The sequence below is a fragment of the Roseomonas gilardii genome (assembly GCF_001941945.1).
Lineage (GTDB): Bacteria > Pseudomonadota > Alphaproteobacteria > Acetobacterales > Acetobacteraceae > Roseomonas.
The window spans coordinates 247,975-262,553 of sequence record NZ_CP015584.1; the positions used below are offsets into that span (position 1 = coordinate 247,975).

The 14,579-nt window shown below is 69.4% G+C and carries 15 protein-coding genes; 2 read left to right on the plus strand and 13 right to left on the minus strand.

Annotated elements, in window-relative coordinates; all coding sequences use genetic code 11:
- Positions 1-140: 140 nt before the first annotated feature.
- Genes RGI145_RS20670 through RGI145_RS20680 form a run of 3 tightly spaced genes read right to left on the minus strand, consistent with a single transcriptional unit; the run spans position 141 to position 3,938 of the window.
- Positions 141-2,393 (minus strand): xanthine dehydrogenase family protein molybdopterin-binding subunit, encoded by a 2,253-nt coding sequence (locus tag RGI145_RS20670; RefSeq protein WP_075800421.1) that lies wholly within the window; start codon positions 2,391-2,393, stop codon positions 141-143.
- A complete protein-coding gene (locus RGI145_RS20675; protein ID WP_075800422.1) occupies positions 2,386-3,444 on the minus strand; it encodes an FAD binding domain-containing protein in 1,059 nt (352 codons plus the stop codon). The genes RGI145_RS20670 and RGI145_RS20675 overlap by 8 nt, the downstream gene beginning before the upstream one ends.
- Positions 3,441-3,938, minus strand: a complete 498-nt coding sequence (locus RGI145_RS20680) for a (2Fe-2S)-binding protein (protein ID WP_075800423.1) — start codon at positions 3,936-3,938, stop codon at positions 3,441-3,443. The genes RGI145_RS20675 and RGI145_RS20680 overlap by 4 nt, the downstream gene beginning before the upstream one ends.
- A gap of 190 nt (positions 3,939-4,128) precedes the next feature.
- Here RGI145_RS20680 and RGI145_RS20685 point away from each other — a divergent pair, with 190 nt between their 5' ends.
- Positions 4,129-4,761 carry a TetR/AcrR family transcriptional regulator gene (locus RGI145_RS20685; protein WP_075800424.1) on the plus strand — a complete coding sequence of 211 codons (633 nt, stop codon included), beginning with the start codon at positions 4,129-4,131 and terminating at the stop codon, positions 4,759-4,761.
- A gap of 24 nt (positions 4,762-4,785) precedes the next feature.
- Here the strand turns inward: RGI145_RS20685 and RGI145_RS20690 are convergent, their stop codons facing one another.
- The 10 genes from RGI145_RS20690 to RGI145_RS20735 form a co-directional block, all read right to left on the minus strand.
- The gene (locus tag RGI145_RS20690) at positions 4,786-5,214 is read right to left on the minus strand and encodes a DUF6525 family protein (RefSeq protein WP_075800425.1); all 429 of its coding nucleotides are present in this window, start codon (positions 5,212-5,214) and stop codon (positions 4,786-4,788) included.
- Positions 5,215-5,348: 134 nt separating this feature from the next.
- Positions 5,349-6,140: an HpcH/HpaI aldolase family protein gene (locus tag RGI145_RS20695; RefSeq protein WP_208864035.1), complete on the minus strand. Its 792-nt coding sequence runs from the start codon at positions 6,138-6,140 to the stop codon at positions 5,349-5,351.
- A 28-nt stretch (positions 6,141-6,168) separates the two neighbouring features.
- Positions 6,169-7,086 (minus strand): polysaccharide deacetylase family protein, encoded by a 918-nt coding sequence (locus RGI145_RS20700; RefSeq protein WP_075800426.1) that lies wholly within the window; start codon positions 7,084-7,086, stop codon positions 6,169-6,171.
- 52 nt (positions 7,087-7,138) lie between these two features.
- On the minus strand, positions 7,139-7,858 hold the full coding sequence (locus RGI145_RS20705; RefSeq protein ID WP_075800427.1) for an amino acid ABC transporter permease: 720 nt from the start codon (positions 7,856-7,858) through the stop codon (positions 7,139-7,141).
- 20 nt (positions 7,859-7,878) lie between these two features.
- Positions 7,879-8,715, minus strand: a complete 837-nt coding sequence (locus RGI145_RS20710; protein WP_208864036.1) for an ABC transporter substrate-binding protein — start codon at positions 8,713-8,715, stop codon at positions 7,879-7,881.
- A gap of 96 nt (positions 8,716-8,811) precedes the next feature.
- On the minus strand, positions 8,812-9,318 hold the full coding sequence (locus RGI145_RS20715) for a MaoC family dehydratase (protein ID WP_208864037.1): 507 nt from the start codon (positions 9,316-9,318) through the stop codon (positions 8,812-8,814).
- Entirely contained in the window at positions 9,315-10,910 is a 1,596-nt protein-coding gene (locus RGI145_RS20720) for an acyl CoA:acetate/3-ketoacid CoA transferase (protein ID WP_075800428.1), read from the minus strand. Before RGI145_RS20720 ends, RGI145_RS20715 begins: the two co-directional genes overlap by 4 nt.
- A gap of 1 nt (position 10,911) precedes the next feature.
- The gene (locus RGI145_RS20725; RefSeq protein WP_075800429.1) at positions 10,912-12,054 is read right to left on the minus strand and encodes an acyl-CoA dehydrogenase family protein; all 1,143 of its coding nucleotides are present in this window, start codon (positions 12,052-12,054) and stop codon (positions 10,912-10,914) included.
- A gap of 9 nt (positions 12,055-12,063) precedes the next feature.
- Complete coding sequence (locus RGI145_RS20730) at positions 12,064-12,453, minus strand: tautomerase family protein (protein WP_075800430.1); 390 nt, start codon at positions 12,451-12,453, stop codon at positions 12,064-12,066.
- A gap of 5 nt (positions 12,454-12,458) precedes the next feature.
- Complete coding sequence (locus tag RGI145_RS20735; RefSeq protein ID WP_075800431.1) at positions 12,459-13,493, minus strand: LacI family DNA-binding transcriptional regulator; 1,035 nt, start codon at positions 13,491-13,493, stop codon at positions 12,459-12,461.
- Positions 13,494-13,621: 128 nt separating this feature from the next.
- Between RGI145_RS20735 and RGI145_RS20740 the strand changes: the two genes are divergently transcribed.
- Complete coding sequence (locus RGI145_RS20740) at positions 13,622-14,578, plus strand: dihydrodipicolinate synthase family protein (RefSeq protein WP_167668386.1); 957 nt, start codon at positions 13,622-13,624, stop codon at positions 14,576-14,578.
- Position 14,579 lies beyond the last annotated feature (1 nt).

Sequence of the window (14,579 nt, forward strand, 5' to 3'; positions counted from 1 at the left end):
CGCCGGCGGCGGTCCCGATGTGGGCATGGTCATCGCCTCGCTCCGGCCATGGCGGAAGCGCATAGACCCTGCCGGGAGCGCCGATGGCATCCTGGCGCATCTCCGGAGCCGTTTTGCGAAGATGTCACGGACGTCCCATGTCAGAGGAGTTTATCCGGCGTGATCGGGAAGTGCCGCACGCGCTTTCCGGTCGCATGCCAGACAGCATTGGCGATCGCGCCGGCCGATCCGGTGATGCCGATCTCGCCGACACCCTTGATGCCGAGTGCATTGACATAGGGGTCATGCTCCTCGACCAGGATGGCCTCGATGGAAGCCACGTCGGCATTCACGGGCACGTGGTAGTCAGCCAGGTTGCTGTTCATGATGCGGCCGGTACGCCGGTCCATCTCCGCATGCTCGTGCAGGGCGAAGGACATGCCCCATATCATGCCGCCGTAATACTGGCTCCGCACCATGCGGGGATTGACGATCGTGCCGGCCGCAAAGGCCCCCACCAACCGCGCGACGCGCACCTGCCCCAGTTCCGGGTCCACCCTCACCTCGGCAAAGACCGCACCATGCGCGTGCATGGCATGGGCTTCCTGCGCCGTGGGGTCGGATGCACTGCTGCCGCGGCCTTCGATCTCGGAAAGTCCCGCGCGTCCGAGGATCTCCCCGAAACCTTCGCTGCGGCTCTCGTCGTCACGACGATGCAGCCGCCCGGCGCGGGCGATGACGCCGGCATTGCCCGCACCGAACAGGGGCGAGTGTTCGTCCCCCGTCGCCAGCGCCGCCAGCTTCGCGATCACGTCGGCTCCCGCGGCATGGATGGCGATACCGGCGGTCGCGGTATGGGCGGACCCACCGGCGATGCCGGCATCCGGCAGCCTGGAATCGCCGGCGCGGAACTCCACGCGCTCCAGCGGCAGGCCGAGCCCATCGGCGGCGATCTGTGCCAGGGCGGTCCAGGCGCCCTGGCCCATGTCATGCGCGCCGGTCTCCACCAGGCCGCCGCCATCCTGTCGCAGCACCGCGCGGGCATGTCCCTGGAACATCAGGGCCGGGAAAGTGGCCGTGCCGACACCCCAGCCCACCAGAAGCCCGGCCTCGTCCTGCATCTGCCGCGGCGCCAGGGGGCGGGATTTCCAGCCGAAGCGCTCCGCGCCCTGTGCGTAGCACTCACGCAGCGCCTTGGAGGAGAAGGGCTTCCCGGAGATCGGCTCCGCCTCCGCGTAGTTCTTCAGGCGGAACTCCAGCGGGTCCATGCCGCAGACCCAGGCCATCTCGTCGATGGCGCTTTCCAGCGCGATGCTGCCGGTGGCCTCGCCCGGTGCGCGCATGAACAGCGGCGTACCGGTGTCCAGCCGCACCGCGTCATAGGTCGTGGCGATGGCCGGGCTGGCGTAGAGCGTGTGCGCGATATCGGCCGCTGGTTCGAAGAAGTCGTCGAACGTGGAAGAATAGGTCCGCGCATGATGGCTGATGGCCTGTAGCGCGCCGGCGTCGTCGGCACCCAGCCGCAAGGTCTGGCGGGTCGCGGCACGATGGCCGACCGGGCCATACATGTGCTCCCGCCGCAGCACCAGCTTCACCGGGCGATCCACCAGCTTCGCGGCCAGGATGCCCAGCATCTGCGGCCCCGCCAGCAGGCCCTTGGAGCCGAAGCCGCCGCCCAGGAAGGGACTGCGGATATGGATATTCTCCGCCGGGATGCCGAGCAGTTCCGCCGCGCGCATCTGCGCCATGGCCAGGCCCTGGCTGGGCGTGTCGATCAGCAGCCGGTCGCCGTCCCAGGACGCCACGATCGCGTGCGGCTCCATCGCGTTGTGGAACTGCGCAGGGGTGTCGTAGGTGGCCTCCACCCGTCGCGCCGCGCCCATCAGGCCGGCTTCCACATCGCCCTTGCGGACGTCCGGCGGATTGCCGACCCCGACCGCCTTCGGCACGAAGCTCTCTTCCGCGTCCAGCGACATGCGCGGCGCCTGGGCCTCATAGCGTGGCGCCAGCAGGCGCGCACCCTCGGCCGCCGCTTCCAGCGTTTCGCCGATCACCACGGCAATGGGCTGGTTGGCATAGCGGACACGGTCGTCCTGCAGCAGATCCAGGCGGAACGTGAAGGGGTTGGTCTTCTCGTCCGGATCGGCCGCCAGCGCCGGGCGGTTGCCGGGCGTCATGACCTCGACCACGCCGGGATGCGCCTTGGCCGCCATGACATCCAGCGCCACGACACGCCCACGCGCGATGCTGCTGACGGCCATCACCGCATGCAGCATGCCTTCCGGGTTGTTATCCGCGGCATAGCGCGCCGCGCCCGTGACCTTCAGGATGCCGTCCCGCCGGGTCAGCGGCTGGCCGATGCTGGAACCCTGCCGGAGATGGACCGGCGCCTGGGTAACGGCGATGTCACGCATGCAGCGGCACTCCGGCCGGGTGGGACAAGGGGGAAGCCGGCAGCGGGGGCAGGCGCTCGGGCGTGCCGGCCGCGGCCAGCAACAGGGCGCGGGCGGCGATGCGCCGGGCCAGTTCGATCTTGAAGCCGTTCCCGCCCGACGGGGCTGCGCCCTCCAGGGCCAGCGCGGCCGCCCGGTGGAAGGCTTCGGCACCCGGTGCCGCACCGGCCAGCGATTGTTCCGCCGCATGGGCGCGCCAGGGCTTCAGCGCCACGGCACCCAGCGCCAGCCGTGCCTCGGCGATCACGCCGCCCTCGATGCGCAGCGCGGCCGCTGCCGATACCACGGCGAAGGCATAGGAGGTGCGTTCCCGCAGCTTGATATAGCGGCTGTGGCTGGCGAAGCCCGCCGCGTCCGCCGGCAGGCGGATGGCGGTCACCAGCTCGCCCGGCCGCAGCACCGTCTCGCGCTGCGGCGTGTCGCCGGGCAACAGGTGGAACTTCTCCAGCGGCACGTCCTGCACACCGGACACACCGGCGATCTCCACCACCGCGCCCATCGCGGCCAGGGGCACGCAGAAGTCGGACGGGTTCGTGGCGATGCAGCTATCGCTCCAGCCCAGCACGGCGTGAAGCCGGTTCTCGCCGCCGCGCGCGTCGCAGCCGCTGCCAGGATGGCGTTTGTTGCAGGTGCTGGCGAGGTCGTAGAAATAGGCGCAGCGCGTGCGCTGCAGCAGGTTGCCGCCCACCGTCGCCGCGTTGCGAAGCTGCGCCGATGCGCCGGACAGCAGGGCCTCCGCCACGGCGGGATAGGCACGTGCAAAGGCACGGTCATGCGCCAGGGCGGCGTTGCGCACCAGCGCACCGATGCGGAGGCCGCCATCGGCGGTGGCCTCGATGCGGTCCAGATCCGGCAGGCGGGTGATGTCCACCACCCGGTCCGGGACGCTGACGCCGCCCTTCATCAGGTCCAGCAGGTTGGTCCCGGCCGCCAGGATCGCCGTACCGGGCACGGCGCCAGCGGCCACCGCTTCCGCGACGCTTCCGGCGCGGATGTAGTCGAAGGACTTCATGCCGCCTCACTCCGGGATGGGGCGTCCATGCGCGCCTGGGCGTCCAGCACGGCGGCGGCGATGCCGGCATAGGCTCCACAGCGGCACAGGTTGCCGCTCATGGCCTCCTTCACCCGCTCCGGGTCGTTGCCGGCCTGGGCTTCCTGGATCAGGCCGATGGCACTCATGATCTGCCCCGGCGTGCAGAAGCCGCACTGGAAGGCGTCATGCTCGATGAAGGCAGCCTGGACCGGGTGCAGGACATCCCCCTGCGCCACGCCCTCGATGGTCTGGACGGTGCTGCCGTCACAGCTCGCGGCCAGGGCTAGGCAGGCGTTGATGCGCTGGCCGTCCAGCAGGACAGTGCAGGCGCCGCACTGTCCTCGATCACAGCCTTTCTTGGTACCGGTAAGGTGCAGCCGTTCGCGCAGCAGGTCCAGCAGGGTGACGCGGGGGTCATCCAGCTCGATGCGGCGAGGCGTGCCATTGATGGTCATGGACAAGGACAGACGCATGCGGGCCTCCGACGAGGACTGTGGCACGGACAGGTTCAGGGCAGACGAAGACGTCCGGACTTGCTGACGCACTTCGTCCGGATCAGGGAAGATTGAGTTCCGCCGGCTTTTGTCGCAGCGTCGGCGCAGGATCTGAGACATTTATACGGAGGGTCCCTCCGCTTATCAAGGGGTGGAGGGCAGGCGCAGGATGGTGGTTGATCAACTTGCAAGGAGGGCGCGAAAGCCCCGGGCCGATGCGGCACGCAACCGCGAACGCCTGCTGGAAGCGGCGAGCGAGGTCTTCAACCTGGGCAGGGCCGACGCCAGCCTGGAAGCGGTAGCCAGACAGGCAGGCGTCGGTATCGGCACGCTGTACCGGCATTTCCCGACGCGCGAGGCCTTGTTCGAGGCGGTCTACCGCCGCGAGGTGCAACAGCTTGTCATCCTGGCGGAGCAGTTGCAGGAAGACCCCTCCCCCCTCCATGCGGTGCGGCGCTGGGTGCATGCGCTGGTGGGCTTCATCGCGATCAAGAAAGGCATGTCGTCAGCACTGGCCGTCGTGGCGCAGAGCTCCTCCGAGCTGGCGCAGTGCATGCTGGAGCAGATGGTGCAGGCACTTGACAGCCTGTTGCGGCGCGCTGCGGCCGAGCGGCAGACCCGAAGCGATGTCGGCGCCGAGGACATCCTGCGGGCGCTGGTCGGGATCTGCTACATGCAGGATGGGCCGGACTGGCAGCCCAAGGTCCTACGCCTGGCCGATGTGTTCCTGGATGGGCTGCGGCAGGGCGGCCAGGACCGCTTTCAGCGGCAGGGCAGCGCCCTGTCCACCCAACTCCAATAGGCTCCCGCGCGAGAAGACCACGCTCTAGCCTCGGCGCCGGGAGCGGCGGCCTGCCGGGCGCTTGGTCCGTGCCTTGGGCGGCACTTTCTTGCCCGGTGCCATGGAAACGGGCTCGGCGGCGGGGATACCGTCCGTCCCGACATAGCGCTGAAGCGTCGCGTCAGCGGCAAGATGCGGATAGGTTTTCGCGCCTTTCGGCCATGTCCTCGCGAAGGCGGCCACTTCGGCGTGATCGTATCTGCGGATGGTCTGAACGAGGACGTAGGCCGCCTGCGCCGGCCTCAGCCGTTGCTGGCGCAGCAGGTGAAGATGCCACTCGCGGGCACGCAGAGGACACCAGTCCACCAGGGCCTCCTGCAAGGCTCGGCGCACCTCGACCGGCAGTTCCTCATAGGCGCGGTAAGGGTCGCCCTTGAGCTGGCTGTAGGGCTTGGCGGCCATGCTGTTGTCCATGGCCGCCTTCTACCGGAGGGAAGGCCGCCGGAGAACCGCGACGCCAGCAGGTCTGGCCTCCCTGGCGAATGGCAGCACCTCGTCCACTCCACGACTGGCACCCCCGGCTTGCCCCCCTTCGGGGCCAACCCGTGTCAGGGGGAGTGATCCGGCGTCACGGTGGCAAGCCGCCGCAAACGTCCGGACAGGGAAGTCGCCCCATCCAGCAACAGGTTGATGTCATTGGCCGCCAGGATCAGCCGTGCCCCAAGGGACACCCCGTGCGATGCCAGCAGGGCTTCCGGCAGGCCGATCACGCCGAACACCTTGCCCGCGGACTGCGTGGCCCTCGCGATCCGGGTGAAGGCGGCATGGACATCCGGATGCTCCAATGCCCCCGGCCGCCCGAGATCCGTGGCCAGGTCATTGGCGCCGATCATGACGGCATCGATCCCCGGCACGGCGGCGATCGCCTCGATCTCCGACAGTCCGGCCACGCTCTCGACCATGGCGACCAGCGAGGTCCGGGCCTCGGCACGCGACATCATCTCCGGCACCGGCGGCATGTCGAAGCCGAAGCTGGGCAAGGGGCCGGGCACGGACCGCCGCCCATGGGGCGGGAAGCGACAGGCCTCCACGATCCTCCGCGCCTGGGCGGCGCTGTCCACATGCGGCACCACCAGCCCCTCGGCGCCGATATCCAGCATCCGTGCCAGATCGGGCACGTCCGGTCCCAGGGTCCGGATCAGCGCCGGCAGGCCGGCCAGTTGGGCCGCCACCGCCATGCGGCTGGCCTCCGCGAGGTCGATCGGCGCATGCTCCGTGTCGATCAGCAGCCAGTCGAAGCCGGCGCTGCGCGTGACGAGCACGATCTCCGGCCCGCGCAGCACGCAGGCCGCCAGGCCCAGCATGGAGCGCCCCTGGCGCAAGGCCTCGCGCAGCGACAAGGCAGGTTCCGGATTTCCGGACATGGTTTCAGGCCCCGGGGTAAGGATGGGTGCTGGCCCAGTGCCGGGCGATCGCGGCGCGCGGGGCGATCCAGGCGGCATCGCCCGCGGCCAGGACATGGTCGAGGAAGCGCTCCAGCCCCGGCGCCCGGGCGGCGTGGCCGATCATGCGCATGTGCAGGCCGACCGACATCATCTTCGGCGCCCCGGCCTCCCCCTCCCGGCGCAGCAGGTCGAAGCCGTCGCAAAGGAACTCCGCCCAGGCCCTGGGGCTCGCCAGCGCGCCCTGCATCTTGCTGTCGTTGGTGGCCAGGGAATAGGGCACGACCAGATGCCCTCTGCCGTCCACGGTGGTCCAGAAGGGCAGGTCATCGGCGTAGCTGTCGCTGTCGTACAGGAAGCCGCCGTGTTCGGCCACGAGACGCCGGGTGTTCTCCGATGGGCTGTAGCGGCAGTACCAGCCCTCCGGCCGGTGGCCGAGCGTCTGTTCCAGCGACGCGACCGCGCGCGCGATACGCTCGCGCTCCACCGCCTCGGTCAGATGGAAATGGTTCTCCCAGCGCCAGCCATGGCAGCAGATGTCGAGCCCCGCCTCGCGGATGGCCCGCGCCGCCTCGGGGTTGCGCTCCAGCGCCAGGGCGCAGGCGAAGATGGTGGGCTTCACGCCGCGTTCCGCGAAGATCCGCATCAACCGCCAGAAGCCGGCGCGGCTGCCATACTCGAACATGCCCTCGGCGGCGAGGTCACGGCCCTGGATGCCCCGCCCCGGTCCGCTGGCATCGGAAACGCCGGTCTCCGTCGCGCCGTCCCCGTCCCCGATGGAAGGCTCCGAGCCTTCCTCGTAGTTGATCACGAAGTTCACCGCCACCCGGGCGCCTCCGGGCCAGCGCGGGCCCGGCGTCCGGGCGCCATAGCCCACGAAGTCCCGTTCCACCTGATAGGCCATCGTCGATCCTCTCGCCACGAAGGCGGCGCGAAGGCCACCCGGAAGAAGGTGCTCAGGTCGCTTCCGCCGGCCTGGGCAGGACGGGCTGCCCCTTGCCGGTGACGGCGGTTTCGGCATAGCCGCGGCCGTAATGGGCTTCCAGCCGGACCTGCACGAGGTTCCACAGCGTGGTCAGCACAAGGTAGTACACGGCCGCCACGCAGTAGAGCTCCAGCACCTCGAATCTCTCCTGCATCAGCACCTGGCTGCGCCGCATCAGCTCCTCCAGCGAGATGACCGAGGCCAGCGAGGTCGCCTTCAGCAACCCGTTCAGGGAATTGCCCAGCGGCGGGATGATCAGCCGCGCCACCTGCGGCATCTGCACTAGGCGCAGCGTCTGCCAGACCGAAAGGCCGAGCGCCTTGGCGGCCTCCACCTGGCCCTTGGCCACGCCCTTGAAGCCGCCCCGGATGGTCTCCGACAGATAGGCCGCCTCGTTCAGGCTCAGCGCCAGCAGCGCCGACGGCAGGACACCGAGCTTGATCCCGACCTGCGGCAGGCCGGTATAGATCAGCACGAGTTGCACCAGCAGCGGCGTGCCGCGGAAGATCCAGATATAGAAACGCGCGAAGCCCGTCAGCGCCAGGTTCTGCGACATGCGCATCAGGGCCAGCGCCGTGCCGAGGATCAGGCCGACGATCATCGTGGCGATGGTCAGTCCCACCGTGACCAGCACGCCCTGCAACAGATAGGCATTGGTCAGGTAGGACAGGAAAGCGTGGACGTCGAACATCGGCCGGATCCTCCTGCGTCTCAGTTCGGGCCGGGGCCGCGGATGGCGAAGCGCGCGTCGGCGAGACGCGTCATGCCGAACTTGTCGAACAGCCGGTCATAGGTGCCATCGGCCTTCAGCTCGTTCAGCGCCTGCGCCGCCGCATCGGCCACGGCGCGGTTGCGGAAGGCGAAGGTGATGTCCGTCCCGAACAGCCCATGCAGCCAGATCTTCGCCACCTTCTTCTGCACGAAGTCGTTGGCCGTCTCGTCGATGTTGATCGCCGCCTCCAACTGCCCGGCGCGCAGCGCGGCCACCGTTTCGCTGGCGGTGGAGAAGGTGCGGAAGTCGATCGGCTTCAGCCCGCGCGCCACCATCTCGGCATTGACCTCGCGCGACTTGCGCTCCTGGTAGGTCGCGCTCTCGATGCCCACCACATGGCCGGCGAGATCGTCGAACTTCGTGATCTCGAACTTGCTGCCCGGCAGGGTGTAGACGCTGATCGCCTGCTGGGCATAGGGCACCATGTAGAACAGCTTCGAGCGCTCCTCCGTCCAGAACAGGCCGGTGTTGATCGTGTCGAAGCGGTTGGCGCGCAGGCCGGGGATCATCGGCGGGAAATCCATGCGCAGGAACACCGGCTCCAGGCACATCTTCGCCGCCATGGCCTTCGCCAGTTCGACATTGAGCCCCTGAAGCTCGCCCTTGCTGTCCACGAACTGCTGCGGCGGCAGGGTCGGATTGATCGCCATCTGCCACTTACCCGCTTCCAGCAGATCCGTGGCACCAAGCCTGGCCTGACAGTTCTGGGCCTGGGCCGCGCCGCCGAGCAGGAGCGCGCCGGCCAGGCCGAGGAGGAAACGTCTCGTTCGCATCATGGGATGTTCCGTCACAGGAGTTGCAGGCCCGGCCAGGAAGCGTCGGCCGTCACTTCGAAACGGAGAACGACAAGTATGCCGAGCAAGAAGCGTGCCTCAGCCCGCCTCCACCTCGCGGCGGAGGATCAGGGAGGCATGCTCGGCCTCGATCACCACCTCGCCTCCGCCATTCACCAGTTCCAGCGCCTCGATGACCACGCCACGGTCCGGCTGCCGGCTCTCGCGCTTGCTCACGAAGCGGAAGCGGAGCTGGACGACATCCCCCGCCAGGACCGGGCGGCGGAAACGAACCTTGTCCCAGCCGAGGGAGGCGATGGAGGTGCTCTCATAAAGGCACAGCTCCGTCTTCAACCCCTCCATCAGCGACAACCCATAGAGCCCATGCGCGATCACGGCGGGAAAGCCCCGTTTGCGGCAGTAAGCCGCATCCGTGTGCAGCGGATGATGGTCGCGCGTCAGTGACGAGAAGCCGGCGATCTGCTCGGCGGTGATCGCGTGCGCCGCGCTGCGCCATTCCTCGCCGACGACGATGTCCTCCAGAAACAGGCTGCGTGCCGGTGCCGGACTGGCCGGGCCAAGCGGCATCTCGGACACGGTGCTCACCGTGCCGCCTTCGGGCGCGGTGCCCGCATCTGGAATTCCTCATGCATGCCCATCGGGCCGGCGCGGAACAGCCGCTTGTCCATGGGCTTCAGCGACGGGCTCACCAGCGGCTCGAAGCCCATCTGGTCCAGCACATCCTCTCTCAGCCGCATCCCGGGCGCGATCTCGGTGAGCATGACGCCCTCCGCCGTCATCTCGAAGACGGCGCGCTCGGTGACGAAGGTCACGTCCTGGCCCTTCTCGCGCGCCAGGGGGCCGCTGAAGCTCACCTGCTCCACGGCAGGCACGAATTTCCGCAGCCGCCCCTCGCGCCGCAGCGTCAGCCCGTCCGGTCCCACCCCCATATCCAGCCCGCCGCCCGTGAGCGTGCCGCTGAAGACCAGGCTGGGCGTGTTCTGGGTGATGTTGATGAACCCCCCCGCCCCGGCGAAGCGGTTGCCGAAGCGCGTGACGTTGACATTGCCCTGCGCGTCCACCTCGGCGAAGGAGAGGAAGGCACAGCTCAGACCGCCGCCATCGTAGAAGTCGAACTGGTAGCCCTGGTCGATGATCGCGCGCGGATTGACCGCCGTGCCAAATTCGCGGGCATGGCCCGGCACGCCGCCGATCACGCCCGCCTCCACGGTCAGCGTGATCAGCTCCTCGATCCCCTCCTCGGCCGCCACGTTCGGGATCATGGCCGAGACGCCGACGCCCAGATTGACCACATCGCCCGGCCGCAGCTCCATGGCGGCCCGCCGCGCCATGATGCGCCGCTCGTTCAGCGGGTCCGGCACGATCGCCGAGAGCGGCGCCCGCGTCTCGCCGCAGCGGCTCGGGTCGAAGCGCGTCCCGAAGGTCTGCATCTGGTCCGGATCGACCACCAGATAGTCGATCAGATAGCCGGGGATCTTGACCATCTGCGGATGCAGCGCGCCGCGCCGCGCCAGGCGCTCGACCTGACAGATCACGATGCCGCCGGCATTGCGCACCGCCTGGGCGATCGACAGCTCCTCGCGCGTCGTCGCCTCGTGCTCCATGCTGACATAGCCGTCCTCGTCCGCCGTGGTGCCGCGGATGATGGCCACCCTCGGCAGGCCCGGCGTGCGGTACAGCAGCCACTCGCGGTCCCGCAGATGCACGACCTCGACCAACTGCTCCTCGGTGCGCGGATTCATGCGGCCGCCGCCGAGGCGCGGGTCCATGTAGGTCTGCAGGCCGACATGCGTCAGCACCCCGGGCTGGCCGGAGGCCATGGCCCGGCACAGCCCGCTCATCACGCCCTGCGGGAAGTTGTAGGCCTCGATATGGTTGCCGTCGATCAGCGCCATGAACGGCACCTGCGGCCCGTAATGCCCGCCGATCACCCGCTTCACCAGGCCGCGATGCGCGAAGTGGCACATCCCGTGCTCGGTGGTGGCACCCAGGCCGGTCACATGGAACAGCGTCAGGTCATGCGGCCCGCGCCCCTCCAGGAAGCGGCGTTCCACCGCCTCGATCAGCACCTCCGGCACGCCGGTGCCGCCATTGCCGCCGATGATCAGGAAATCGCCGTCCTGGATCAGCGACGCGGCTTCCTCGGCCGCGACGATCCTGGGCCTCGACGCCACCATCTCAGGCCATCTCCTTCTCGACCTGCCGCGCGATGATCAGGCGCTGGATCTGGTTGGTCCCCTCGTAGATCTGTGCCAGCCGCACGTCCCGGAACAGGCGTTCGATCCGGTACTCGCGCGAATAGCCGTTGCCGCCATGGATCTGCAAAGCGTTGGAGACGTGCTTCATCGCCATGTCGGTGGTGAAGAGCTTGGCCTGCGCGGCCTCCTTGGCGATGGGCTGGCCCATGTCATAGAGGCGCGCGGCATGGTGGATCAGCATCCGCGCGGCAGCGATGTCGGTGGACATGTCGGCCAGCATGAACTGCACCGCCTGGAAGCCGATGATGGGCCCGCCGAACTGCTTGCGCGTCCGCGCATAGGCCACGGCATCCTCGAAGGCACCCTGCGCGATGCCGAGCGCCATGGCCGACATCATGAGGCGGGAGAAGTTGAAGTTCCCCATGGCCATCTTGAAGGCGCCGTTCTCCGCTCCGACCAGCGCATCGGCCGGGGCGCGCACGCCGTCCAGCGTGATCTGGCAATCCTCCAGCCCGTGCATGCCGAGGAGCTCTTCGTTCTTGCCGCGGAGGATGCCCGGCGAATGCCCGTCCAGCAGGAAGCAGGAGATGGCCTTGTGCCCGCCCTCCGCGCCCGTGCGCGCGAAGACCATCAGCGCATCCACCACGCCGCCCAGCGTGACCCAGGCCTTGGTGCCGTTGAGCACCCAGCCCTCGCCCTCGCGCCGGGCCGTGCTGCGCATCCCGGCCACGTCGGAGCCGTGGTCGGGTTCCGTGACGGCCGTGGCGGGGATGATGCTGCCATCCAATATGCCCGGCACCATGGCGCGCTGCCGCGCATTGCCATGATGATCCAGGAAGAGGGCCGCCTCCACCGGGATGGCGAAGGCATTGGCCACCGCACCGGAACAGCGCGCCAGCTCCTCCATGGCGATGCAGGCACCCATGGCGCCCAGTCCTGCTCCCCCGGCCTCCTCGCGCAGCGCCACGCCGAACAGGCCAAGCTCCGCGAGGCCACGGTACAGCTCGCGGTCGAAGCGGTCGTCGCGATCGATCGCGGCGGCGCGTGGCAGGATCTCGCGCTCGGCGAAACGGCGCGCGGTGTCGCGGAGGGCGATCTGCTCTTCGGTCAGGAAACGGTGCATGTGCCCCTCTCAGGCCGGGTCGGCATCGCAGGAAAGCTGGCCGCCATGCGCCACCTCGTCCCGGGAACGGTCGAAGAAATAGACGGCGAGCGTCGCGGCGGGCACGCCATAGGCCTCGGCCAGCGGCGCCGTCAGCGCCAGGGCGGCGCGGCGGCGCTCCTCCACGCCCCGGCGATAGGCATGGACCTTCACGAAGATCCGCTGCGGCCTCTCCCCGGCGCCCCCTGCACCATGGATGCCGGCATGGGCGTAATGCGTCGCGGCCACGTCGAGGAAATAGATCGTCACCGTCTGCGGGCCGACCGAGAAGGCATCGCAGATCCCCTCGGTCACATGGCGCGCCACCCTGGCGCGGGCCTCGGCAGGCAAGGGAGGGGCGAGGACCTCGACATAGGGCATGGGGATCAGGCTTCCTGAAACGACGGGGCGGCGCAGGACTGGCGCTGGATCAGCCGGGCGCCGATGCGGAATTCCCGCGCCGTGGTGGAGGGCGTGGCACCGCCCGGCCGCAGGCGTTGCAGCAGGCGCTCGGCGGCAAGCTCGGCCAGGGCGCCCGCGCCGCTGTCCACCACGCTGATGGCGGGGCGCTGCCAGGCGAAACCGGGCATGTCCTCGTAGCAGAGCAGCGAGATCCGGTCCGGCACGGCGATGTCGCGCTCGGCCAGGCCACGCAGCACGCCGAGCGAGGATTCGTGGTTGGCGACGAAGATGGCGCTGGGCGGATCGGGGCGGTCCAGCAACTGGCGGCATCCGGCGAGGCCGGTCTCCGGCTCGTACCGGCCGGCATGGACCAGCGTCGGGTCGAAGCGCAGGCCGGCCTCCTCCAGCGCGCGGCGGTAGCCGGACAGGCGCTCCCGGCCCGAGGTCGTCTCCTGCCGCCCCACGATCAGCCCGATGCGGCGGTGCCCCAGCTCCAGCAGGTGGTTGGTCCCAGCATAGGCGCCCTCCGGATCGGCGGCGAGGATGCAGTCCAGCTCCGCCGCCTCGTCGCGCCGGATGACGCCGATCACCGGGGTGCCGCCACGGTCCAGCGCGGCCAGCAGGGTGCCGTTGCGGCCGGTGGGGCAGATGATCACCCCATCCGCCCGCTGCTCCTGCAGCGTGGCGATGGTTTCCGCCTCCTGTTCCGGATCGTCGGCCGTGATGCAGAGGATCGCCCGGTATCCCTCGGCCCGCAGCCTCGACTGCACCACTTCCGCCAGCACCCGGAAGGACGCGTTGGCGAGGTTGTGCACCACCAGCCCGATCAGCCGCGACGACCGGGTCTTCAGCCCGCGCGCCAGCGTGTTGGGGCGGTAGCCGAGTTCCGCCGCGATGCGCTGCAACCGGATCTCGGTGCCGCGGCTGGTCAGCCCGCCGCCGGCCAGCGCGCGGGAGGCGGTGCTCACCGACACCCTGGCGGCCTGGGCGACATCGCGGAGCGTGACCGTGGTCTGCATGGCCGGAACATGCTCCGCAAACGTTTGCAGTGACAAGCCCAAATTTACGGCAAATAGGGTTTGACCTTCCGGTCCCTGCCGACTTTTAATGCGACCGCAAACGTTTGCGGCATTTTCCCGGAATGACCATGGATCTGACTGGCATCGGCGGCGTCTGGCCCGCCTCCCTCACCCCCTTCGCCCCGAATGGGACGCCGGATGGGGCGATCGACGAGGCGTCGCTTCGCGGTCATCTGGCCCAGCTCGCCGGAACGCCCGGGGTGCGCGCCCTCGTGGTCAACGGCCATGCCGGAGAGGCCACCTCGCTCGACCGCGCGGAACGCCGCCAAGTGGTGCAGATCGCCCGCCAGGTGGCCAGCGGCCGCGTGGGCGTGGTGGCCGGCATCGTGGCGGAGGACACGCGGGGCGCCTGCACCCTGGCGCGCGATGCCGCGGAGGCCGGGGCGGATGCCCTGCTGCTCTTCCCTCCCCTGCTCTTCGCCCAGGGCGCGGCGATGCGGCCGGAGATGGTGCTGCGCTTCGTCAAGGCGGTCGCCGAGGCCACCCCCCTGCCGATCGTGCTCTTCCAGCTCTCCATGGCCTCGGGCCTCGGCTACTCCACGGACCTGCTGCTGCAACTGTGCCGGGAGGTGCCGTCGATCATCGCGGTGAAGGAGGGGAGCGACATCCCCGCCACCTACGAGGCGAACCTCCATGCCCTGCGCGGGCTCGGCCGCCCGGTCACCGTGCTCACCACCAACAACGGCTGGCTGATGGCCTCGCTCGCCTATGGCGGCGACGGCATCCTCTCGGGCATCGGCAGCGTCGCGCCGGGCCTGCTGGCGGAACTCTTCGCGGCCAGCCAGCGTGGCGACGTCGCCACGGCCCGGCGGGTCCAGGAACGGCTGCTGCCGCTCACCCGGGTCTTCTACCGCCGGCCGGGCCTCGACATGCACAACCGCATGAAGACCGCGCTGCACCTGCTGGGCCTGCTGCCGCATCCCGATCCGCGCCCGCCCCTCCTGCCGATCACGCCGGCGGAGCGGGAGGAGATCCGGCAGGCCCTCCTGGCCTCCGGACTGATGCGCGCCGCGGAAGCGGCCTGAG

Bases quoted from the DNA above. Each gene is read 5' to 3' on its own strand.
- RGI145_RS20690 (WP_075800425.1), bottom strand. From the start codon at position 5,214: ATGGACAACAGCATGGCCGCCAAGCCCTACAGCCAGCTCAAGGGCGAC.
- RGI145_RS20740 (WP_167668386.1), top strand. From the start codon at position 13,622: ATGGATCTGACTGGCATCGGCGGCGTCTGGCCCGCCTCCCTCACCCCC.
- RGI145_RS20700 (WP_075800426.1), bottom strand. From the start codon at position 7,086: ATGGCCTATCAGGTGGAACGGGACTTCGTGGGCTATGGCGCCCGGACG.
- RGI145_RS20705 (WP_075800427.1), bottom strand. From the start codon at position 7,858: ATGTTCGACGTCCACGCTTTCCTGTCCTACCTGACCAATGCCTATCTG.
- RGI145_RS20720 (WP_075800428.1), bottom strand. From the start codon at position 10,910: ATGGTGGCGTCGAGGCCCAGGATCGTCGCGGCCGAGGAAGCCGCGTCG.
- RGI145_RS20710 (WP_208864036.1), bottom strand. From the start codon at position 8,715: ATGATGCGAACGAGACGTTTCCTCCTCGGCCTGGCCGGCGCGCTCCTG.
- RGI145_RS20735 (WP_075800431.1), bottom strand. From the start codon at position 13,493: ATGCAGACCACGGTCACGCTCCGCGATGTCGCCCAGGCCGCCAGGGTG.
- RGI145_RS20670 (WP_075800421.1), bottom strand. From the start codon at position 2,393: ATGCGTGACATCGCCGTTACCCAGGCGCCGGTCCATCTCCGGCAGGGT.
- RGI145_RS20725 (WP_075800429.1), bottom strand. From the start codon at position 12,054: ATGCACCGTTTCCTGACCGAAGAGCAGATCGCCCTCCGCGACACCGCG.
- RGI145_RS20730 (WP_075800430.1), bottom strand. From the start codon at position 12,453: ATGCCCTATGTCGAGGTCCTCGCCCCTCCCTTGCCTGCCGAGGCCCGC.
- RGI145_RS20685 (WP_075800424.1), top strand. From the start codon at position 4,129: ATGGTGGTTGATCAACTTGCAAGGAGGGCGCGAAAGCCCCGGGCCGAT.
- RGI145_RS20680 (WP_075800423.1), bottom strand. From the start codon at position 3,938: ATGCGTCTGTCCTTGTCCATGACCATCAATGGCACGCCTCGCCGCATC.
- RGI145_RS20675 (WP_075800422.1), bottom strand. From the start codon at position 3,444: ATGAAGTCCTTCGACTACATCCGCGCCGGAAGCGTCGCGGAAGCGGTG.